Origin of the sequence: Geodermatophilus aquaeductus, from assembly GCF_900182545.1 — a bacterium.
Taxonomy (GTDB): Bacteria; Actinomycetota; Actinomycetes; order Mycobacteriales; family Geodermatophilaceae; genus Geodermatophilus; species Geodermatophilus aquaeductus.
Genome location: NZ_FXTJ01000001.1, coordinates 193943 through 214725, shown reverse-complemented (window position 1 = coordinate 214725; position 20783 = coordinate 193943). Strand labels below are relative to the sequence as shown.

Here is a 20783-nt window from a genome sequence, read left to right as displayed (position 1 = left end):
GCGACCGTAGCGGGGGCGGCGTGCCCCGGGACGTGCGGGAGCGGCTCAGGCGGTGCGGCTGCGCAGGGGCCGGATCACGCCGACGACCTCGGTGACCACCCGGACGCCGTCGACGTCGCGGGGGACCAGGCCGGCCGCGGCCGCGTCGGCGACGTCGACCTTGACCACGTAGCCGCTGTCCCGCCGCGCCAGCCCGATGCCGACGACGCCGGGCTGGGCGGACAGCTGACCGGCGAGCGTGGTCTTGGCGGCGCGGGCGGCGGCACGGTCGGTCACGAGGTCTCCTCGCTGACGCCCGCGCGCCGGGTGCCCGGGACTCGGGGGATCCCGGACGGCCGCGCGGGCTCGGTCGCCCCCCATGGTGCCTCGTTCCCGCCCGGAGCGACATCCCCCTGACCCGGGGGAACGTCCTCAGGAGGTCAGGAGGCGACCCACTCCACACCCAGGGTGGCCAGCACCGTCGACAGCGGGTTGGCGAAGGTCAGCCCGGCCCCGTTGCTGCCGCCCTCGCTGCTGCCGGCGAACAGCAGGGCCAGGGGCACGCGGTCGGCGCTGCGCCAGATGACCGAGCCGCTGTCCCCGCCCTCGGAGAACGCCCCGGACAGCCCCTCGATCTCGATCTGGTCGTCGAAGACGTGCACGCCGTCGTCGTACTGGACGGCGACGCCGTCGACCTCCACGGCGGTGACCCGCCCGCGGGTGTGCCCGGTGGTGCGGCCGACCTTCTCGACCTCCTCGTCGGGCTCGACCTCCTCGCCGTCGGCCACGGTGGCCGCCAGCGGGCCACCCGGCACCCGCCCCGGCTCGGCGTCGACGCCCTCGTCGAGGACGGCGACGGCGGCGTCGACCCGGTTGGGACCGTCGGAGAGGGGCTGGAAGCCGCTGAGCGTGGCCACCCGGTCGGCCGGGACCCCGCCGTCGGCCGGCCCGGGCTGCAGGACCGCGTCGCCGACGGCCCCGGCGTCGCTGGCGGCGAGGACGTGGTTGTTCGACAGGATCGCCAGGCGGCCGCCGAGCCGGACGAAGCCCCCGAGCGTCCCGGCGCTCACCGCGGGGTGGGCCACCGACAGCCCCGGGTGCAGCGGCCGGGTGCGCCGCTGGAGGTCGGCCGGGGCGGGGGAGGAGAAGGGCAGTATCGGCCCGGTCACCCGGACGTCGACCTGCGCGCGCACCGCGTCGTCGAGGCCGGTCAGGAGCACACGGGCGTCCTCCGGGGCGGAGACGCGGATGGCCAGGTGGGCGCGCCCGGGTCCGACGGGGGCCAGCCCGATGGCCGGCCGGGTCCACAGCCGTCCGCCCAGCCCGCTCGCGCGCACCGGGGCGAAGCCCTCGGCCAGCCGGGCGGACAGGCGGGCCTTGAGCTCGCGCGCCGAGTCGATCTGCACGGTGGCCTCCGTAGCGGTGAGTGGTCTCGTTGGGACCGACGGTAGGGGGAGGTGCCGACAGTCGCGCGGGCCGACGCGCCTCGGATCCCTGCGTCGCACCCCTGGCGCGGGGCGTCCACCGCGGTACAGTGCGGCCTCCCCCCCCGGGACCGTCGCGGACGGCTCCGGGGCCACCGGGAATGGCCGGCGGCCCCGCACCGTTGTCCCCGTCGAGCGGGCCCGGGTGGCAGGCAGGCCCTGCCCGCTCGGGCTCCGGGACCCGGCTTTGACCGGTCCCCAGCACGCGGGTATCGTGGGCAGCCGTGCCCAGGGTGCCCTGGGCCTGCTCCCGTTCGCGGTGCGCCTGGGTGTCCGGAGGTCCGTCCTCCAGGCCGCGGGTCCGCCCCGGGGAATCGTCCACGACGGACGGTCCCGGAGGTGGCGGCGCCGAGTCGCGGGGGGCGACCCGTCCGGTCCGATCACAGGCCGGTCCCGGGAAGGGTGACACGCCCGACCGCGGGGGCCGGTGAATGGCTCGCGACCTGGGGGGACGACCCCGGCAGGACCGGCACCGGCGACACGACACGACAGCAGCACCGTCCACAGCACGACCCAGCGCAGGTAGGAGATCCAGGCCACCCATGCCCACGATCAACCAGCTGGTCCGAAAGGGCCGCGAGGACAAGGTCGAGAAGACCAAGACCCCGGCGTTGAAGGGCTCCCCTCAGCGTCGCGGCGTGTGCACCCGCGTGTACACGACGACGCCGAAGAAGCCGAACTCGGCGCTGCGCAAGGTCGCTCGCGTCCGCCTCACCAGTGGCATCGAGGTGACCGCCTACATCCCGGGCGTCGGCCACAACCTGCAGGAGCACTCGATGGTGCTCGTGCGCGGCGGCCGCGTGAAGGACCTCCCGGGTGTGCGTTACAAGATCATCCGTGGCTCGCTGGACACCCAGGGTGTCCGCAACCGCAAGCAGGCTCGCAGCCGGTACGGCGCGAAGAAGGAGAAGAGCTAATGCCGCGCAAGGGCCCCGCCCCGCGTCGTCCTCTGGTCGCCGACCCGGTCTACCAGTCGCCGCTGGTCACCCAGCTGGTGAACAAGGTCCTGGTCGACGGCAAGCGCTCGGTCGCCGAGGCGATCGTCTACGGCGCCCTCGAGGGTGCCCGCGCCAAGACCGACACCGACCCGGTGGTCACGCTCAAGCGCGCGCTGGACAACGTCAAGCCGGCCCTCGAGGTCCGCAGCCGCCGTGTCGGTGGCGCCACCTACCAGGTCCCGGTCGAGGTCCGCGCCTCCCGCAGCACCACCCTCGGCCTGCGCTGGCTCATCCAGTACAGCCGGGCGCGCCGCGAGAAGACGATGACCGAGCGCCTCATGAACGAGCTGCTCGACGCCAGCAACGGCCTCGGTGCCGCGGTCAAGCGCCGCGAGGACACCCACAAGATGGCCGAGTCGAACAAGGCCTTCGCGCACTACCGCTGGTAGTCGCACCCCGCTGGTGACGCACCCGTCCACCAGCACCCGCCGGCGGGGGACGCCGGGCCACCCCCGGACACCCGCACGCGGACCAGAGACAAAGAGGAGACAGAGATGGCCAGCAACGAGGCCCAGCTCCGCAAGACCCGCAACATCGGGATCATGGCGCACATCGACGCCGGCAAGACCACGACGACCGAGCGCATCCTCTTCTACACCGGTATCAACTACAAGATCGGTGAGGTCCACGACGGCGCGGCCACGATGGACTGGATGGAGCAGGAGCAGGAGCGCGGCATCACCATCACGTCCGCCGCGACCAAGTGCACCTGGAACGGCCACGACATCAACATCATCGACACCCCGGGGCACGTCGACTTCACCGTCGAGGTGGAGCGGTCCCTGCGCGTGCTCGACGGTGCGGTGGCCGTGTACGACGGCGTCGCCGGCGTGGAGCCGCAGACCGAGCAGGTCTGGCGGCAGGCGGAGAAGTACGGCGTCCCGCGCATGTGCTTCGTCAACAAGCTCGACCGCACCGGTGCGAACTTCTTCCGCTGCGTCGACATGATGGTGGAGCGGCTCGCCGCCAACCCGGCCGTCCTGCAGCTGCCCATCGGTGCCGAGGCCGACTTCATCGGCGTCGTGGACCTGGTGCAGATGAAGGCGCTGACCTGGCGCGGTGAGACCAAGATGGGCGAGGACTACGCCATCGAGGAGATCCCCGCCGAGCTCGCCGACCAGGCCGCCGAGTACCGCGAGAAGCTGCTCGAGGTCATCGCCGAGACCGACGACGAGCTCATGGAGGCCTACCTCGGCGGCGAGGAGATCTCCGTCGAGCGGCTGAAGGCGGCCATCCGCAAGGCCACCATCTCCGCGCAGGTCAACCCGGTGCTCACCGGCACGGCGTTCAAGAACAAGGGCGTGCAGCCCCTGCTCGACGCCGTCGTCGACTACCTGCCCAGCCCGCTGGACATCGAGGCCATCGTGGGCACCGCCCTCGACGGCGAGACCGAGGTCCTGCGGCACGCCGACGAGGACGAGCCGTTCTCCGCGCTGGCCTTCAAGATCCAGACCGACCAGCACCTCGGCAAGCTGACCTACGTCCGGGTCTACTCGGGCCGGCTCAACTCCGGGTCCCCGGTGCTCAACAGCACCAAGGACCGCAAGGAGCGGATCGGCAAGATCTACCAGATGCACGCGAACAAGCGCGAGGAGCGCGAGGGCGTGGGCGCCGGTCAGATCGTCGCTGTCGTCGGCCTGAAGCAGACGACCACGGGTGACACCCTCTGCGACCCGCAGAACCCGGTGATCCTCGAGTCTATGACCTTCCCGGCCCCGGTCATCTCGGTCGCCATCGAGCCGAAGACCAAGGGCGACCAGGAGAAGCTCGGCACCGCGATCCAGAAGCTGGCCGAGGAGGACCCGACCTTCCAGGTCCGCCTCGACGAGGAGACCGGTCAGACGGTCATCTCCGGCATGGGCGAGCTCCACCTGGAGATCCTCGTCGACCGCATGCGGCGCGAGTTCCGGGTCGAGGCCAACGTCGGCAAGCCGCAGGTCGCCTACCGCGAGACCATCCGCAAGGCGGTCGAGAAGGTCGACTACACCCACAAGAAGCAGACGGGTGGGTCCGGCCAGTTCGCCAAGGTGCAGGTGAACATCGAGCCGCTCGAGGTCACCGCCGACGGCCCGACCTACGAGTTCGTCAACGCCGTCACCGGTGGTCGCATCCCGAGGGAGTACATCCCCTCGGTCGACCAGGGCATGCAGGACGCCATGCAGTACGGCATCCTCGCCGGCTACCCGATGGTGGGCGTCAAGGCCACCCTGGTCGACGGCCAGTACCACGAGGTCGACTCCTCGGAGATGGCCTTCAAGATCGCCGGCTCGATGGTCTTCAAGGAGGCCGCGCGCAAGGCCAGCCCGGCCCTGCTCGAGCCGATGATGGCCGTCGAGGTCGTCACGCCCGAGGACTACATGGGCGACGTCATCGGCGACCTGAACTCCCGGCGCGGGATGATCCAGGCGATGGAGGAGCGCTCCGGCGCCCGCGTCGTCCGGGCCCTGGTCCCGCTCTCGGAGATGTTCGGCTACGTGGGCGACCTGCGCAGCCGCACCCAGGGGCGGGCGAGCTACACCATGGTGTTCGACACCTACGCCGAGGTCCCGCAGAACGTGGCCAAGGAGATCATCGCCAAGGCCACCGGCGAGTGACCCGCCGGGCGGGGTAGTCCCCCGCCCGGCCCCCCAGCAAGCCCACCCCAGCGTCAGCACGACTGCGACACCACGAGGAGAGGAACCCAGTGGCCAAGGCCAAGTTCGAGCGGACCAAGCCGCACGTCAACATCGGCACCATCGGGCACATCGACCACGGCAAGACCACGCTCACCGCGGCGATCACCAAGGTGCTGCACGACAAGTACCCGGACCTCAACGAGGCGTCCGCCTTCGACCAGATCGACAAGGCGCCCGAGGAGAAGGCCCGCGGCATCACGATCTCGATCGCGCACGTCGAGTACCAGACGGAGAACCGTCACTACGCGCACGTCGACTGCCCCGGGCACGCCGACTACATCAAGAACATGATCACCGGTGCGGCGCAGATGGACGGCGCGATCCTGGTGGTCGCCGCGACCGACGGCCCGATGCCGCAGACCAAGGAGCACGTCCTCCTGGCCCGCCAGGTCGGCGTCCCCTACATCGTCGTGGCGCTCAACAAGGCCGACATGGTCGACGACGAGGAGATCCTCGAGCTCGTCGAGCTCGAGGTCCGCGAGCTGCTCAGCGAGTACGAGTTCCCGGGCGACGACGTCCCCGTGGTCCGCGTCTCGGCGCTGAAGGCCCTCGAGGGCGACGCCGAGTGGGGCAACAAGCTCATGGAGCTCATGGACGCCGTCGACACGGCGATCCCCGAGCCGCAGCGTGAGATCGAGAAGCCGTTCCTCATGCCCGTCGAGGACGTCTTCACCATCACCGGTCGTGGCACCGTCGTCACCGGTCGCGTCGAGCGCGGCATCGTCAAGGTGTCGGAGACCGTCGAGATCGTCGGCATCCGCCCCACCTCGACCCAGACGACCGTCACCGGCGTCGAGATGTTCCGCAAGCTGCTCGACCAGGGCCAGGCCGGCGACAACGTGGGTCTGCTGCTGCGCGGCATCAAGCGCGAGGACGTGGAGCGCGGCCAGGTCGTCGTGAAGCCCGGCTCGATCACCCCGCACACCAACTTCGAGGGTTCGGTCTACATCCTCTCGAAGGACGAGGGTGGCCGTCACACGCCGTTCTTCAACAACTACCGTCCGCAGTTCTACTTCCGGACGACCGACGTCACCGGCGTCGTGACCCTGCCGGCCGGCACCGAGATGGTCATGCCGGGCGACAACACCGAGATGACGGTGGAGCTCATCCAGCCCATCGCCATGGAGGAGGGCCTGCGCTTCGCCATCCGCGAGGGTGGCCGTACCGTCGGCGCGGGTCGCGTCACCAAGATCATCAAGTGACATCCTGACGGGCGGCGGCCGGTTGCGGCCGCCGCCCGTCCTCGGGTGCCGGGCACACACGTGTGTGCACCGCCACCCATCCGCTGGGGCCAGACCGGATGACGTCCGGACGCACCCGGCGTTCCCCAGCTAGCAGAACAGCGATCGGCAGGAGCGAGAGACAGCGATGGCGGGACAGAAGATCCGCATCAGGCTGAAGGCCTACGACCACGAGGCGATCGACGCCTCGGCGCGGCGCATCGTCGACACGGTCACCAAGACCGGTGCGCGCGTCGTCGGCCCGGTGCCGCTGCCGACGGAGAAGAACGTGTACTGCGTCATCCGCTCGCCGCACAAGTACAAGGACTCGCGCGAGCACTTCGAGATGCGCACGCACAAGCGGCTCATCGACATCCTCGACCCGACGCCGAAGACGGTCGACGCGCTCATGCGCATCGACCTGCCGGCCTCGGTCGACGTGAACATCCAGTAAGGACCGAGACCAGTCATGGCGAGTACGTTCCGCGGACTCCTCGGCGAGAAGCTGGGGATGACCCAGGTCTTCGACGAGAACAACCGCATGGTGCCGGTGACCGTCGTCAAGGCCGGCCCCAACGTGGTGACGCAGGTGCGCACCCCCGAGGTCGACGGCTACGCGGCCGTCCAGCTCGGCTTCGGTGCGATCGACCCCCGCAAGGTGAACAAGCCCGAGGGTGGGCACTTCGCGAAGGCGGGTGTCACGCCCCGCCGCCACGTGGTGGAGCTGCGCACCGAGGACGCCGGCCAGTACACGACCGGCCAGGAGCTGACCGTCGACGTGTTCGACGGCGTGGCCAAGGTCGACGTCATCGGCACGAGCAAGGGCAAGGGCACCGCCGGTGTCATGAAGCGTCACGGCTTCAAGGGCCTCGGCGCGGCGCACGGCACCCAGCGCAAGCACCGGTCGCCCGGCTCCATCGGTGGCGCCTCCACCCCCGGCCGCGTGTTCAAGGGCCTGAAGATGGCCGGGCGCATGGGCGCCGTCCGGACGACGACCCTGTCGCTCGTGGTCCACAAGGTGGACACCGAGCGCGGGCTGCTGCTGATCAAGGGCGCGATCCCCGGTCCGAAGGGCGGCCTCGTGCTCGTCCGTTCGGCCGTCAAGGGCGGCCCCGTGGGGAGTGACACCAAGTGACCGAGTCCACCGTGACCGAGGGCGCGCGCGCCGACCGCCAGGTCGACGTCCGCACGCCGGCGGGGGAGACCGCCGGCAGCGTCACGCTGCCCGGTGACCTGTTCGACCGCACGGCGAACGTCGCGCTGCTGCACCAGGTGGTCGTGGCCCAGCTGGCCGCGGCCCGCCAGGGCACGCACTCGACCAAGACGCGTGGCGCCGTCAGCGGTGGTGGCGTCAAGCCCTACCGCCAGAAGGGCACCGGCCGGGCCCGTCAGGGCTCCATCCGCGCCCCGCAGTTCGCCGGCGGTGGCACCGTCCACGGCCCCCAGCCGCGGGACTACTCGCAGCGCACGCCCAAGAAGATGAAGGCCGCCGCCCTGCGCGGTGCCCTCTCCGACCGGGCGCGCGAGGGCCGCGTGCACGTCGTCAGCACCTTCGTCGACGGGGACGCCCCGAAGACCAAGGCCGCCCTGGCGACCCTGAACACGATCACCGGCGCCAAGCGGGTGCTCGTGGTCCTGGACCGCGACGACGTCCTCAACTGGGTGAGCCTGCGCAACGAGCCGCGCGTGCACCTCATCGACGCCGGCCAGCTCAACACCTACGACGTCCTGGTCAGCGACGAGGTGGTCTTCACCGAGACGGCGCTGGCCGAGTTCGTGTCCGGCGGGCACGGCACCGCCGGTGGCACCTCGCTGGTCAAGCCCGACCTGACGACGCCGGACATCCCCGGCGCCATCCCGTCGATCCAGCCGGCCCAGGGCACCACCGACCTGGACGTCGACACCGCCACCGACAGCACCGAGGAGAAGGCATGAGCGTCCGCGACCCCCGGGACGTCCTGCTGGCGCCGGTCATCTCGGAGAAGAGCTACGGGCTGCTGGACGACAACCAGTACACGTTCGTGGTGCTGCCCGAGGCCAACAAGACCCAGATCAAGATCGCGGTCGAGCAGGTCTTCAACGTGAAGGTCCTCTCCGTGAACACGATCAACCGCCAGGGCAAGCGCAAGCGCAGCCGCGGCACGCAGATGGGCAAGCGCAAGGACACCAAGCGCGCCATCGTGTCGCTGGCCCCCGGTGACCGCATCGAGATCTTCGGTGGTCCCGGCGCCTGAGCGCCCGGGCCGTTCGGACCAGAGATAGAGGACTGAGTCAGCAATGGCTATCCGCAAGTACAAGCCGACGACGCCGGGCCGCCGTGGCTCGAGCGTCGCCGACTTCGCCGAGGTCACCCGCGACCATCCCGAGAAGTCGCTGGTCCGACCGCTGCACGGTCGCGGCGGGCGCAACGTCCACGGGAAGGTCACCGCTCGCCATCAGGGCGGCGGCCACAAGCGCGCCTACCGCGTCATCGACTTCCGTCGGGCGGACAAGGACGGCGTGCCGGCGAAGGTCGCGCACATCGAGTACGACCCGAACCGCACCTCCCGCATCGCGCTGCTGCACTTCGCCGACGGCGAGAAGCGCTACATCATCGCGCCGGCCCGCCTGAAGCAGGGCGACACGGTGGAGTGCGGCCCCGCGGCCGACATCAAGCCGGGCAACAACCTGCCGCTGCGCAACATCCCGGTCGGCACGGTGGTCCACGCCATCGAGCTGCGTCCCGGTGGCGGGGCGAAGATCGCCCGTTCGGCCGGCACCAGCGTCCAGCTGGTCGCCCGTGAGGGCCGCTTCGCCCAGCTGCGGATGCCCTCGGGCGAGATCCGCAACGTCGACGTCCGCTGCCGCGCCTCCATCGGCGAGGTGGGCAACGCCGAGCAGTCGAACATCAACTGGGGCAAGGCCGGCCGCATGCGGTGGAAGGGCAAGCGCCCGACCGTCCGCGGTGTCGCCATGAACCCGGTGGACCACCCGCACGGTGGTGGTGAGGGCAAGACCTCCGGTGGTCGCCACCCGGTGAACCCGAAGGGCAAGCCGGAGGGCCGCACGCGCAAGCGCAAGGCCAGTGATGCCCTGATCGTGCGCCGCCGGCGCACCAACAAGAAGCGCTGAGCGGGTAGAGGAGTCCGACAGACATGCCACGCAGCCTGAAGAAGGGCCCGTTCGTCGACGACCACCTGCTCAAGAAGGTGGACGCGCAGAACGAGAAGGGCACCAAGACCGTCATCCGGACCTGGTCCCGTCGCTCGACGATCATCCCGGACATGCTCGGCCACACCATCGCCGTGCACGACGGTCGCAAGCACGTCCCGGTCTTCGTGACCGAGGCCATGGTCGGGCACAAGCTCGGCGAGTTCGCCCCGACCCGGACCTTCCGGGGTCACGTCAAGGACGACCGCCGGTCGCGGCGCGGCTGAGCCTGGTCTGAGAGAGAGACACGAGATGACTTCCCAGTTGGGTGAGGAGACGCAGGTCGCCCGGGCCATCGCCCGTGGCGTCCGCGTCGCCCCCATGAAGGCACGGCGGGTGGTGGACCTCATCCGCTACCTGCCCACCGACGAGGCCCTGGCGCTGCTGCGGTTCGCCCCGCAGGCCGCCAGCGAGCCGGTGGCCAAGGTCGTCGCCAGCGCCGTCGCCAACGCCGAGCACAACCTCCGGCTCGACCCGGCGGCGCTCGTCGTGAGCGCGGCCTACGTCGACGAGGGCCCGACCATGAAGCGGATCCGGCCGCGCGCCCAGGGCCGCGCCTACCGCATCAACAAGCGGACCAGCCACATCACCGTCGAGGTGAGCGAGGTCGGCGCCAGCGCCGAGCTCGCCGGCAAGTCGCGCACCGCCCGTCGCCGCACCGGCCAGTCCGGCCCGGCATCGCAGCAGACCGGGCAGCAGCAGGGCACGCAGCAGCGCTCCAACACGAGGGGAGGGACCCGCTAGTGGGTCAGAAGGTCAACCCGCACGGGTTCCGCCTGGGCATCACCACCGACTACAAGTCCCGGTGGTACGCCGACAAGCTCTACAAGGACTACGTCAAGGAAGACGTGGCCATCCGCAAGCTCATGACCAAGGGCATGGAGCGCGCCGGCATCTCGAAGGTGGAGATCGAGCGCACCCGTGACCGGGTCCGGGTCGACATCCACACCGCCCGGCCGGGCATCGTCATCGGCCGCCGCGGCGCCGAGGCCGACCGCATCCGCGGCGAGCTGGAGAAGCTCACCGGCAAGCAGGTGCAGCTGAACATCCTCGAGGTGAAGAACCCCGAGGCCGACGCGCAGCTCGTGGCCCAGGCCGTGGCCGAGCAGCTGTCGAGCCGCGTCAGCTTCCGCCGCGCCATGCGCAAGGCCATGCAGTCGGCTCAGCGCAGCCCGCAGGTCAAGGGCATCCGGGTGCAGTGCTCCGGGCGCCTGGGCGGCACCGAGATGAGCCGGTCGGAGTTCTACCGCGAGGGTCGCGTGCCGCTGCACACCCTCCGCGCGAACATCGACTACGGCCTGTACGAGGCCCGCACCACCTTCGGCCGCATCGGCGTGAAGGTGTGGATCTACAAGGGCGACGTCAGCGGCTCCCGTGCCGAGCGCGAGGCCCTCGAGGCCCTCGCCGCCCGGCAGCAGCGCCGCGAGCGCCCGCAGCGGCCGCGCCGCTCGGGCTCCAGCGGCACCACCGCCGGTGGCACCGAGGCCGGCCGCGCCGCGGCCGAGTCCTCGACCGGCCCGGAGACGGCGGCCGACACCACGGCGGCCGACAGCACCGTGGCCGTGACCTCGGGTGAGATCGCGCCCGAGCAGACCGTCGCCGAGGCCGCCGGCCCCGAGGCGACCGCCGCGGCCGAGTCGACCGCGACCGAGACGACGGAGGGCTGACACGTGCTGATCCCACGGCGCGTCAAGCACCGCAAGCAGCACCACCCGGGCCGCTCCGGCCGGGCCAAGGGCGGCACCGAGATCAACTTCGGTGAGTACGCCATCCAGGCCCTGGAGCCGGCCTACGTGACGAACCGGCAGATCGAGTCCGCCCGTATCGCCATGACCCGGCACATCCGCCGTGGCGGCAAGGTCTGGATCTCGATCTACCCGGACCGTCCGCTCACCAAGAAGCCGGCCGAGACCCGCATGGGGTCCGGCAAGGGCTCGCCCGAGTGGTGGGTGGCCAACGTCAAGCCCGGTCGCGTCATGTTCGAGCTGTCGGGTGTGTCCGAGCCCGTGGCCCGCGAGGCCATGCGCCGCGCCATCCACAAGCTGCCCATGAAGTGCCGCTTCATCACGCGCGAAGGAGAGGTGTGATGGCCGCCGGTCTGACCGCCCCGGAGCTGCGCGAGCTCTCGGCCGACGAGCTCGCCACGCGGCTGCGTGAGCACAAGGAAGAACTGTTCAACCTGCGGTTCCAGGTGGCCACGGGCCAGCTGGACAACAACCGGCGACTGCAGACCGTGCGTCGCGACATCGCGCGGATCTACACGATCATGCGCGAGCGCGAGCTGGGTCTCTCGGTCGCCCCGAACGAGGGTGTGGCATGAGCGAGACCGACAACGCCGCTGTCGCCAGCGGCCCCGGCCTGGCCGGTCGTGGGTACCGCAAGGTCCGCGAGGGCCTCGTCGTCAGCGACAAGATGGACAAGACCATCGTCGTCGAGGTCGAGGACCGCGTGAAGCACGGCCTCTACGGCAAGGTCCTGCGCCGCACGAGCAAGCTGAAGGCCCACGACGAGCAGGGGGTCGCCGGCATCGGTGACCGCGTGCAGATCATGGAGACCCGGCCGCTGTCGGCCACCAAGCGGTGGCGGCTGGTCGAGGTCCTCGAGAAGGCCAAGTAAGACCCGTCGGGGGTCCTCACAGGCCCTGTGACCCACGCCCTCCGGGGCGGGTCGCGGGACCGGGTACCCTGGACGACTGGCGCCCCTCCGGGTGAGCGCCACATCCCGGTTCCCGTGTCGGACGCACCGGCGGCAAGCGCTGCCGGTGCGTCCGCACGTGGGTACCGGACAGCCGGTTCACCGTTCCGGCCCGGCTGTCACCACTGAGATTGGGAGTAGGACGTGATCCAGCAGGAGTCGCGGCTCCGGGTCGCCGACAACACCGGTGCGAAGGAGATCCTCTGCATCCGGGTGCTCGGCGGGTCCGGGCGGCGCTATGCGGGCATCGGTGACGTGATCGTCGGCACCGTGAAGGACGCCATCCCCGGCGCCGGCGTCAAGAAGGGCGACGTGGTCAAGGCCGTCGTCGTCCGCACCGCCAAGGAGCGTCGTCGTCCCGACGGCTCCTACATCCGCTTCGACGAGAACGCCGCGGTGATCATCCGCGACAGCGGCGACCCGCGCGGCACCCGCATCTTCGGCCCCGTCGGCCGCGAGCTGCGCGACAAGCGCTTCATGCGGATCATCTCGCTGGCCCCGGAGGTGCTCTGACCATGGCGAAGAACGAGAAGACGCCGTCCATGAAGGTCAAGAAGGGCGACACCGTCGTGGTGCTCGCCGGCAAGGACAAGGGCGCCCGTGGCCGGGTGATCGCCGCCTACCCCAAGCTGCAGAAGGTCCTCGTCGAGGGCGTCGGCCGGGTGAAGAAGCACACCCGCATCAGCTCGAACCAGCGGGGCGCGCAGCAGGGCGGGATCGTCACCCAGGAGGCTCCCATCCACGTGAGCAACGTGATGGTGATCGACTCCGAGGGCAACCCGACCCGCATCGGCTCCCGCAAGGACGAGGAAGGCCGCAACATCCGGGTGTCGCGGCGGACCGGTAAGGACCTCTGACGATGACTGCACCCACCCGTGAGCTCCCGCGTCTGCTGGCGCACTACCGCGAGTCGATCGCGCCGGCCCTGCAGGACGAGTTCGGCTACGAGAACGTCATGCAGATCCCGCGGCTGACGAAGATCGTGGTCAACATGGGCGTCGGCGAGGCCACCCGCGACGCCAAGCTGATGGACGGCGCGGTCCGCGACCTCACCGCCATCACCGGCCAGCGTCCGGCCGTCGTCCGGGCCCGCAAGTCCATCGCCCAGTTCAAGCTGCGCGAGGGCATGCCCATCGGCGCCAAGGTCACCCTCCGGGGCGACCGCATGTGGGAGTTCCTCGACCGGCTCCTGGCGCTGGCCCTGCCCCGTATCCGCGACTTCCGCGGCCTGAACGCCAAGCAGTTCGACGGGCACGGCAACTACACGTTCGGCCTGACCGAGCAGTCCATGTTCCGCGAGATCGACGTCGACAAGATCGACCGGCCGCGCGGCATGGACATCACGCTGGTCACCACCGCCACGAACGACGAGGAGGGTCGCGAGCTGCTCCGCCTCCTGGGCTTCCCGTTCGCCGGCCAGACCGTCGTCACCACCATCCGCTGAGCCGGGCACCGGACAGAGGAGCAGGGAGACACCGAGATGGCCAAGAAGGCGCTGATCAACAAGGCGGCCCGCAAGCCCAAGTTCGCGGTCCGCGGCTACACCCGCTGCCAGCGGTGCGGTCGTCCGCACTCCGTCTTCCGCAAGTTCGGCCTGTGCCGGATCTGCCTGCGGGAGATGGCGCACGCCGGCGAGCTGCCCGGCGTGGCCAAGTCCAGCTGGTAGTCGCACGTCCCCGCCCCGCGCGCTGACCGCGCGGGGCGGGACCACAGCACCACCCGGTCGCCGACAGGCCCACGCGAGGGACGCGTGCGGAACCGCGGCGAGAGAGGCACGACACCCATGACGATGACCGACCCGATCGCGGACATGCTCACGCGGCTGCGCAACGCGAACACGGCCTACCACGACTCGGCAGCGATGCCGTCGTCGAAGCTCAAGACGCACATCGCCGAGATCCTCCAGCAGGAGGGCTACATCGCCGGCTGGCGCGTCGACGAGGTCGAGAAGGACGGCTCCACCCGCAAGGAGCTCGTGATCGACCTGAAGTACGGCCCGAACCGCGAGCGCAGCATCGCCGGGGTGCGCCGGGTGTCCAAGCCGGGCCTGCGGGTCTACGCGAAGTCGAACGCACTGCCCAAGGTGCTCGGCGGCCTCGGGGTGGCGATCATCTCCACCTCCACCGGGCTGCTGACCGACCGGCAGGCGAACAAGAAGGGCGTGGGCGGGGAAGTCCTCGCCTACGTCTGGTAAGAGGAGCGAGCGAGATGTCACGGATCGGACGACTGCCGATTCCGGTGCCCGGTGGCGTCGACGTCACCATCGACGGCCAGACGGTCAGCGTGAAGGGCCCCAAGGGCACCCTGGCCCACACCGTCGCGACGCCGATCACCGTCGACCGCACCGAGGACGGCACCCTGAGCGTCCAGCGGCCCAACGACGAGCGCGAGAGCCGGGCCCTGCACGGTCTGTCCCGCACCCTGATCGCCAACATGATCACCGGGGTGACCGAGGGCTACACCAAGACCCTCGAGATCGTCGGCGTCGGCTACCGCGTCCAGGCCCGCGGGTCGGACCTGGAGTTCGCCCTCGGCTTCAGCCACCCGGTTCCCGTGCGGGCGCCGGAGGGCATCACCTTCACCGTCGAGTCGCCGACCCGCCTGCGGGTCACCGGCATCGACAAGCAGCAGGTCGGCCAGGTGGCCGCCAACATCCGCAAGCTGCGCCGGCCCGACCCCTACAAGGGCAAGGGCGTCCGCTACCAGGGCGAGGTCGTCAAGCGCAAGGTCGGGAAGACGGGTAAGTGATGGCACAGACCAGTTCACAGAACGGGGCCAAGCGGGCCCGGGTGCACACGCCCGTCGGCACCGACGTCAGCACCGCGCGCCGTGTCTCGCGGCTGCGCCGCCACAACCGGCTCCGCAAGCGGGTCGCCGGCACGGCGGAGCGTCCGCGCCTGGTGGTCAACCGCAGCTCGCGGCACATCCACGTCCAGGTCGTCGACGACACCGTCGGCCGTACGCTGGTGAGCGCCTCGACGCTGGACGCCAGCCTGCGCCAGGCCGAGGGCGACAAGTCCGCCCTGGCCCGCCGCGTCGGGACCCTGGTCGCCGAGCGTGCCCAGGCCGCCGGCATCACCAAGGTCGTCTTCGACCGGGGTGGCAACCGCTACCAGGGCCGCATCGCCGCGCTCGCCGACGGTGCACGAGAGGGCGGGCTGGACTTCTGATGACCAGCACCGTCAACCAGCAGATCGAGAGGGACGTCTGATGCCAGGACCACAGCGACGCGGCGGCGGCGCCGGCGGCGGCAACGACCGCCGTGACCGTCGTGACGGCGGGCGGGGGCCCGGCGGCGCGCCTGCCGAGAAGAGCAACTTCATCGAGCGCGTGGTGGCCATCAACCGCGTGTCGAAGGTCGTCAAGGGCGGTCGGCGCTTCAGCTTCACCGCGCTGGTGATCGTCGGCGACGGTGACGGCACCGTGGGCGTCGGCTACGGCAAGGCCAAGGAGGTGCCCGCGGCCATCGCCAAGGGCGTCGAGGAGGCCAAGAAGCACTTCTACAAGGTGCCGCGCATCGCCAGCACCATCCCGCACCCGGTGCAGGGTGAGGCGGCGGCCGGCGTCGTGCTGCTCAAGCCGGCCAGCCCCGGTACCGGTGTCATCGCCGGTGGCCCGGTGCGTGCCGTGCTCGAGTGCGCCGGCATCCACGACGTGCTCTCGAAGAGCCTCGGCTCGTCGAACCCGATCAACATCGTGCACGCCACCATGCAGGCGCTGAAGGACCTCGTCCGCCCCGAGGAGATCGCCGCCCGTCGCGGGCTGCCCCTCGAGGACGTCGCCCCCGCGGCCATGCTGCGGGCGCGTGCGGGTCAGGGGGTCTGACATGGCGCAGCTGAAGGTCACCCAGGTCCGGTCGGCGATCGGCTCGAAGCCCAACCAGCGGCAGACGCTGCGCTCGCTGGGCCTCAAGCGGATCCACGACACGGTCGTGCAGGAGGACCGTCCCGAGATCCGCGGGATGGTCGCCACGGTGACGCACCTCGTCACCGTCGAAGAGATCTGAGCAGGGACCCCTCATGACCATCAAGATCCACCACCTGCGTCCGGCCCCCGGCGCCCACACCCCCAAGACGCGAGTCGGCCGTGGTGAGGGCTCCAAGGGCAAGACCGCCGGTCGCGGCACCAAGGGCACCGGGGCGCGTGGCAACACCTCCGCGCGCTTCGAGGGCGGCCAGACGCCGCTGCACATGCGGCTGCCCAAGATGTCGGGCTTCAAGAACCCGAACCGGGTCGTGTTCCAGGTCGTCAACCTCGACCGGATCGCGGCGCTGTTCCCGCAGGGCGGGCACGTCGACCCCGACAACCTCGCTGCCGCCGGCGCCGTCCGCCGGGGTCAGCCGGTGAAGGTCCTCGGGACCGGTGAGCTGGGCGGCGTCCAGGTCACCGTGCACGCGCACGCCTTCTCCGCCTCCGCCGCCGAGAAGATCGCCGCGGCCGGGGGCAGCACCACCCGCATCTGACCGCCGACGACCCCCGGGGAGCACCAGCGCCCCGGGGGTCGTCTGCTGTCCGGCCCGGCGCACCGCGCACGGGCCGGGGGAGCCGTCCGCCCCGCCCCGCCGGTCACCACCGACGGGGGAGGGTGTGACCGGCGCGACCCCCACCGTTGCTAACCTCATCCGACCGAGCAGGGGAGGGCACGTGCTGCAGGCGTTCGCCGCGGCGTTCCGGACGCCAGACCTCCGGCGAAAGTTGCTGTTCTCCCTGGCGATGATCGCCGTCTACCGGCTGGGTGCCTCGGTGCCCGGTCCGGGCGTCTCCGTCGAGGCGATCAACAGCTGTCTCGAGCAGGCCTCGCAGGGCAGCCAGCGCGACGTCTACTCGCTGGTCAACCTGTTCTCCGGTGGCGCGCTGCTCCGGCTGTCGATCTTCGCGCTGGGGATCATGCCGTACATCACGGCGAGCATCATCGTGCAGCTGCTGGTGGTGGTGATCCCGCGCTTCGAGCAGCTGAAGAAGGAAGGGCAGTCGGGCCAGCAGAAGCTGACCCAGTACACCCGCTACCTCACGATCGCCCTGGCGGTCCTGCAGAGCACCGGCATCATCGCCCTGGCCCGCAGCGGCCAGCTGTTCCCGGGCTGCCAGCAGGACATCATCCCGTCCGACAGCATCTGGACGACGGTCGTGCTGGTCATCGCCCTGACCGCCGGCACCGCGGTGATCATGTGGCTCGGCGAGCTGCTCACCGAGAAGGGGATCGGCAACGGCATGTCCGTGCTGATCTTCACCTCGATCGCCGCGCGCATCCCGGCCGAGGGCGGCTCGATCCTGCAGACCCGCGGCGGCGTCGTCTTCACCGTCGTCTGTGCCTTCGCCCTGCTGATCATCGGGGCGGTGATCTACGTCGAACAGGCACAGCGCCGCATCCCGGTCCAGTACGCCAAGCGCATGGTCGGCCGCCGCATGTACGGCGGGACGTCGACCTACCTGCCGCTGAAGGTCAACCAGGCCGGCGTCATCCCGGTCATCTTCGCCTCGTCGCTGCTGTACCTGCCGCAGCTGATCACCCAGCTGCAGGGTGACGAGACCGGCCCGGTCCGGCAGTTCTTCGAGAACTACGTCATCGACCAGAGCAGTCCCGTGCACGTGGCGCTGTACTTCGGCCTGATCGTGTTCTTCACGTACTTCTACGTGTCGATCACCTTCAACCCCGAGGAGCGGGCCGACGACATGAAGCGCTACGGCGGCTTCATCCCCGGCATCCGCCCGGGCCGGCCGACGGCGGAGTACCTGCAGTACGTGCTGTCCCGGATCACCCTGCCCGGGTCGATCTACCTGGGCATCGTCGCGGTGCTGCCCAACTTCTTCCTGTCGATCACGCAGCAGGGAGCCAACCAGAACTTCCCGTTCGGCGGGACCGCAGTGCTGATCATGGTGGGAGTGGGCTTGGAGACCGTGAAGCAGATCGAGACGCAGCTCAACCAGCGCAACTACGAAGGGTTCCTGAAGTAGTGCGCATCGTGCTGCTGGGTCCGCCCGGTGCCGGCAAGGGCACGCAGGCCCAGGTCATCGCCGGCCAGCTCGCCGTCCCCGCCATCTCGACCGGGGACATCTTCCGCGCCAACGTCAGCGGCCAGACCGAGCTGGGCCTGAAGGCGAAGGTCTTCATGGACGCCGGCGACCTGGTGCCCGACGAGGTCACCGTCGCCATGGTCAAGGACCGGCTCGCGGAGCCGGACGCCAAGGCCGGCTTCCTGCTCGACGGCTTCCCGCGGACCATCCCCCAGGCCGAGCAGCTGCGGGCCTCCCTCGAGGAGCTGGGGCACGGCCTCGACCGCGTCGTCGAGCTCGTCGTCGACGAGGACGAGCTGGTGCGCCGGCTCTCCGGCCGCCGGATGCTGGTCGACGGCGAGTGGGTGCAGCGCGAGGACGACAAGCCCGAGACCGTCCGGCGCCGTCTGCACGTGTACCGGGAACAGACGGCGCCGCTGTCGGGGTTCTACGACGGCGAGGGGCTGCTGTCGCGCATCGACGCGATCGGCTCCGTCGAGGAGGTCACCGCCCGGGTGATGACCGCCCTGGGCCGTACTCCGCAGCCCGGGCAGCCGAGCGACAGCTGAGGGGACGGCGCCGCCGATGTCGGCCGGGATCCTGACCCGCCTCCCGCTGCTGGCGAAGTGGAGTGGACGCATGATCCAGATCAAGACACCGCAGGAGATCGAGCTCATGCGCGGCGCCGGCCTGGTCGTCGCGCGCGCGATCGCCGCGGTCCGGGCGGCCGTGCGGCCCGGCGTGACCACCGGCGAGCTCGACGCGATCGCCGAGGACACCATCCGGTCGGCCGGGGCGATCCCGTCGTTCCTGGGCTACCACGGCTTCACCGGCAGCATCTGCGCCTCGATCAACGACGAGATCGTCCACGGCATCCCCAACCCGGACCGGACGCTCGCCGAGGGCGACAACATCTCCATCGACTGCGGCGCCATCCTGCACGGGTGGCACGGCGACTCCGCCGTGACCGTGACCGTCGGCCCGCCGTCGGCCGAGGACGCCGCGCTCATCGACGTCACCGAGCGCAGCATGTGGGCCGGGCTCGCCCGCGCCGTCGCCGGTGGCCGGCTGACCGACATCAGCGCGGCCGTCGAGGACGTCGTCACCGCCGAGCAGCACCCCTACGGCATCGTCGACCACTACGGCGGGCACGGCATCGGCACCGAGATGCACCAGGACCCGCACGTCCTCAACTACGGCCGCGCCGGCCGCGGTCCCCAGCTCGTGCCGGGCCTCGCGCTGGCCATCGAGCCGATGGTGACCGTCGGCGACCCGGCCACCGTCGAGCTCGAGGACGGCTGGACGGTCGTCACCAAGGACGGCTCGCGCGCCGCGCACTTCGAGCACACCGTCGCCATCACCCCCGAGGGCCCGTGGGTCCTCACCGCGGAGGACGGCGGCGTCGCAGGGCTGGCGCCCTTCGGGATCACGCCCCGCACCTGAGGCCCGTACGAGGGCCGCTGTGACCGAGGCCGGGTTGGATCGCCGTCCACAGGCGGGGTACAGTTGCCGATGGCGCTCGCGCCGTCCTGTCGTCGTGCTGTGGCCGCGCGATGCGGGACGCCCTCGCGGGAGTGTCTGCACCACCTGATCTGCAACCACCGTGTGCGACCCGGGCCGGGCTCCGGCGTGGCCGCACGCGACTCCAGCACCACACCACCAGCACCACCGAGTCAGGGAGGCCGTGTAGGGCATGGCGAAGAAGGACGGGGCCATCGAGGTCGAGGGTCGCGTCGTCGAGCCGCTGCCCAACGCGATGTTCCGGGTCGAGCTGCAGAACGGGCACCGGGTGCTCGCCCACATCAGCGGCAAGATGCGGCAGCACTACATCCGCATCCTGCCCGAGGACCGCGTCGTCGTGGAGCTCTCGCCCTACGACCTGACCCGCGGTCGCATCGTCTACCGCTACAAGTGACCGCCGCCGGCGCGGGGCACCTCCGGGTGCCGCGTGGGCGGCCATCGATCGACAGGAATGAGGGGCGGCACCGGTGAAGGTCCAGCCGTCGGTGAAGAAGATCTGCGACAAGTGCAAGGTGATCCGCCGGCACGGCCGGGTCATGGTCATCTGCGACAACGCCCGCCACAAGCAGCGGCAGGGCTGAGGGAGTACCTGAGACATGGCACGACTGGCCGGCGTCGACCTGCCCCGCGACAAGCGGATGGAGGTCGCGCTCACCTACATCTACGGGATCGGCAAGACCCACGCCAAGGAGACCCTGACGGCGACCGGCGTCAGCCCGGACCTGCGCGTCCGGGACCTCTCCGACGAGGACCTGCTGCGCCTGCGTGACTACATCGACGAGCACTTCCGCGTCGAGGGTGACCTGCGCCGCGAGGTGGCCGCCGACATCCGCCGCAAGGTGGAGATCGGCTGCTACCAGGGCCTGCGGCACCGGCGTGGACTGCCCGTCCACGGTCAGCGCACCCGTACCAACGCGCGCTCGAGCAAGGGCCCGCGCAAGACCATCGCCGGCAAGAAGAAGGCCGGCAAGAAGTAAGCCGCGCAGCGGCCCGTCGTGGCGACCCGTGAGGGCGGGAGCGACGGGCTGC

At 70.6% G+C, this 20783-nt stretch carries 33 protein-coding genes; 31 read left to right on the top strand and 2 right to left on the bottom strand.

The features are described 5' to 3' along the window. Positions 1–45: 45 nt before the first annotated feature. Both FN207_RS01070 and FN207_RS01065 read right to left on the bottom strand, forming a co-directional pair. A complete protein-coding gene (locus FN207_RS01070; RefSeq protein ID WP_093578206.1) occupies positions 46–276 on the bottom strand; it encodes a hypothetical protein in 231 nt (76 codons plus the stop codon). Between the two features lie 143 nt (positions 277–419). After that, positions 420–1385, bottom strand: coding sequence for a chymotrypsin family serine protease (locus FN207_RS01065; protein WP_142456538.1), 966 nt, complete (start codon positions 1383–1385; stop codon positions 420–422). A gap of 620 nt (positions 1386–2005) precedes the next feature. Between FN207_RS01065 and rpsL the strand changes: the two genes are divergently transcribed. The 31 genes from rpsL to rpsM all read left to right on the top strand — a co-directional run bounded on the left by rpsL (position 2006) and on the right by rpsM (position 20731). Next, a complete protein-coding gene (gene rpsL / locus FN207_RS01060; protein ID WP_012950487.1) occupies positions 2006–2380 on the top strand; it encodes a 30S ribosomal protein S12 in 375 nt (124 codons plus the stop codon). Further along, entirely contained in the window at positions 2380–2850 is a 471-nt protein-coding gene (gene rpsG, locus FN207_RS01055; RefSeq protein WP_073421335.1) for a 30S ribosomal protein S7, read from the top strand. Before rpsL ends, rpsG begins: the two co-directional genes overlap by 1 nt. 105 nt (positions 2851–2955) lie before the next feature. Beyond that, positions 2956–5055, top strand: coding sequence for an elongation factor G (gene fusA / locus FN207_RS01050; RefSeq protein ID WP_142456537.1), 2100 nt, complete (start codon positions 2956–2958; stop codon positions 5053–5055). An 89-nt stretch (positions 5056–5144) separates the two neighbouring features. Next, the gene (gene tuf, locus FN207_RS01045) at positions 5145–6338 is read left to right on the top strand and encodes an elongation factor Tu (protein WP_142456536.1); all 1194 of its coding nucleotides are present in this window, start codon (positions 5145–5147) and stop codon (positions 6336–6338) included. Between the two features lie 166 nt (positions 6339–6504). Beyond that, positions 6505–6810 carry a 30S ribosomal protein S10 gene (gene rpsJ, locus FN207_RS01040; protein ID WP_014742859.1) on the top strand — a complete coding sequence of 102 codons (306 nt, stop codon included), beginning with the start codon at positions 6505–6507 and terminating at the stop codon, positions 6808–6810. Between the two features lie 15 nt (positions 6811–6825). Beyond that, a complete protein-coding gene (gene rplC, locus FN207_RS01035; RefSeq protein WP_142456535.1) occupies positions 6826–7491 on the top strand; it encodes a 50S ribosomal protein L3 in 666 nt (221 codons plus the stop codon). Next, entirely contained in the window at positions 7488–8291 is an 804-nt protein-coding gene (rplD, locus tag FN207_RS01030; protein ID WP_185938095.1) for a 50S ribosomal protein L4, read from the top strand. The genes rplC and rplD overlap by 4 nt, the downstream gene beginning before the upstream one ends. Continuing rightward, positions 8288–8590, top strand: a complete 303-nt coding sequence (rplW, locus tag FN207_RS01025; protein WP_110905735.1) for a 50S ribosomal protein L23 — start codon at positions 8288–8290, stop codon at positions 8588–8590. Before rplD ends, rplW begins: the two co-directional genes overlap by 4 nt. Positions 8591–8633: 43 nt before the next feature. Beyond that, the gene (gene rplB / locus FN207_RS01020) at positions 8634–9467 is read left to right on the top strand and encodes a 50S ribosomal protein L2 (protein WP_093578198.1); all 834 of its coding nucleotides are present in this window, start codon (positions 8634–8636) and stop codon (positions 9465–9467) included. Between the two features lie 23 nt (positions 9468–9490). Beyond that, entirely contained in the window at positions 9491–9772 is a 282-nt protein-coding gene (gene rpsS, locus FN207_RS01015) for a 30S ribosomal protein S19 (RefSeq protein ID WP_089402109.1), read from the top strand. Positions 9773–9797: 25 nt separating this feature from the next. Next, positions 9798–10289: a 50S ribosomal protein L22 gene (rplV, locus tag FN207_RS01010; protein WP_110905734.1), complete on the top strand. Its 492-nt coding sequence runs from the start codon at positions 9798–9800 to the stop codon at positions 10287–10289. Further along, a complete protein-coding gene (rpsC, locus tag FN207_RS01005) occupies positions 10289–11212 on the top strand; it encodes a 30S ribosomal protein S3 (RefSeq protein WP_142456534.1) in 924 nt (307 codons plus the stop codon). The genes rplV and rpsC overlap by 1 nt, the downstream gene beginning before the upstream one ends. 3 nt (positions 11213–11215) lie before the next feature. After that, on the top strand, positions 11216–11632 hold the full coding sequence (rplP, locus tag FN207_RS01000) for a 50S ribosomal protein L16 (RefSeq protein WP_093578195.1): 417 nt from the start codon (positions 11216–11218) through the stop codon (positions 11630–11632). Beyond that, a complete protein-coding gene (gene rpmC / locus FN207_RS00995) occupies positions 11632–11865 on the top strand; it encodes a 50S ribosomal protein L29 (RefSeq protein ID WP_093578194.1) in 234 nt (77 codons plus the stop codon). Before rplP ends, rpmC begins: the two co-directional genes overlap by 1 nt. After that, positions 11862–12161: a 30S ribosomal protein S17 gene (gene rpsQ, locus FN207_RS00990; protein WP_093578193.1), complete on the top strand. Its 300-nt coding sequence runs from the start codon at positions 11862–11864 to the stop codon at positions 12159–12161. The genes rpmC and rpsQ overlap by 4 nt, the downstream gene beginning before the upstream one ends. 222 nt (positions 12162–12383) lie before the next feature. Beyond that, positions 12384–12752: a 50S ribosomal protein L14 gene (gene rplN, locus FN207_RS00985; RefSeq protein WP_073421359.1), complete on the top strand. Its 369-nt coding sequence runs from the start codon at positions 12384–12386 to the stop codon at positions 12750–12752. Positions 12753–12754: 2 nt separating this feature from the next. Further along, a complete protein-coding gene (gene rplX / locus FN207_RS00980; RefSeq protein ID WP_425459839.1) occupies positions 12755–13096 on the top strand; it encodes a 50S ribosomal protein L24 in 342 nt (113 codons plus the stop codon). Positions 13097–13098: 2 nt separating this feature from the next. After that, positions 13099–13683: a 50S ribosomal protein L5 gene (rplE, locus tag FN207_RS00975; protein WP_110905732.1), complete on the top strand. Its 585-nt coding sequence runs from the start codon at positions 13099–13101 to the stop codon at positions 13681–13683. 36 nt (positions 13684–13719) lie between these two features. After that, complete coding sequence (locus FN207_RS00970; protein ID WP_093578191.1) at positions 13720–13905, top strand: type Z 30S ribosomal protein S14; 186 nt, start codon at positions 13720–13722, stop codon at positions 13903–13905. Positions 13906–14028: 123 nt separating this feature from the next. Continuing rightward, on the top strand, positions 14029–14433 hold the full coding sequence (rpsH, locus tag FN207_RS00965; RefSeq protein ID WP_425454171.1) for a 30S ribosomal protein S8: 405 nt from the start codon (positions 14029–14031) through the stop codon (positions 14431–14433). Positions 14434–14447: 14 nt separating this feature from the next. Further along, positions 14448–14987 (top strand): 50S ribosomal protein L6, encoded by a 540-nt coding sequence (gene rplF / locus FN207_RS00960; RefSeq protein ID WP_142456533.1) that lies wholly within the window; start codon positions 14448–14450, stop codon positions 14985–14987. After that, a complete protein-coding gene (gene rplR, locus FN207_RS00955) occupies positions 14987–15409 on the top strand; it encodes a 50S ribosomal protein L18 (RefSeq protein ID WP_142456532.1) in 423 nt (140 codons plus the stop codon). The genes rplF and rplR overlap by 1 nt, the downstream gene beginning before the upstream one ends. 40 nt (positions 15410–15449) lie before the next feature. Next, on the top strand, positions 15450–16064 hold the full coding sequence (gene rpsE / locus FN207_RS00950) for a 30S ribosomal protein S5 (protein ID WP_072919083.1): 615 nt from the start codon (positions 15450–15452) through the stop codon (positions 16062–16064). Position 16065: 1 nt separating this feature from the next. Continuing rightward, positions 16066–16245, top strand: a complete 180-nt coding sequence (rpmD, locus tag FN207_RS00945) for a 50S ribosomal protein L30 (protein ID WP_110005323.1) — start codon at positions 16066–16068, stop codon at positions 16243–16245. A gap of 13 nt (positions 16246–16258) precedes the next feature. Beyond that, positions 16259–16702, top strand: a complete 444-nt coding sequence (gene rplO / locus FN207_RS00940) for a 50S ribosomal protein L15 (protein WP_142456531.1) — start codon at positions 16259–16261, stop codon at positions 16700–16702. Positions 16703–16883: 181 nt separating this feature from the next. Beyond that, positions 16884–18194 (top strand): preprotein translocase subunit SecY, encoded by a 1311-nt coding sequence (gene secY / locus FN207_RS00935; protein ID WP_142456530.1) that lies wholly within the window; start codon positions 16884–16886, stop codon positions 18192–18194. 8 nt (positions 18195–18202) lie between these two features. Continuing rightward, positions 18203–18802 (top strand): adenylate kinase, encoded by a 600-nt coding sequence (locus FN207_RS00930; RefSeq protein WP_425459838.1) that lies wholly within the window; start codon positions 18203–18205, stop codon positions 18800–18802. A 70-nt stretch (positions 18803–18872) separates the two neighbouring features. Continuing rightward, complete coding sequence (map, locus tag FN207_RS00925) at positions 18873–19676, top strand: type I methionyl aminopeptidase (protein ID WP_142456528.1); 804 nt, start codon at positions 18873–18875, stop codon at positions 19674–19676. A 250-nt stretch (positions 19677–19926) separates the two neighbouring features. After that, positions 19927–20148: a translation initiation factor IF-1 gene (gene infA / locus FN207_RS00920; RefSeq protein ID WP_012950459.1), complete on the top strand. Its 222-nt coding sequence runs from the start codon at positions 19927–19929 to the stop codon at positions 20146–20148. A gap of 73 nt (positions 20149–20221) precedes the next feature. After that, a complete protein-coding gene (rpmJ, locus tag FN207_RS00915; protein WP_012950458.1) occupies positions 20222–20335 on the top strand; it encodes a 50S ribosomal protein L36 in 114 nt (37 codons plus the stop codon). A 15-nt stretch (positions 20336–20350) separates the two neighbouring features. Continuing rightward, positions 20351–20731, top strand: a complete 381-nt coding sequence (gene rpsM / locus FN207_RS00910; RefSeq protein WP_093578184.1) for a 30S ribosomal protein S13 — start codon at positions 20351–20353, stop codon at positions 20729–20731. Positions 20732–20783: the final 52 nt, after the last annotated feature.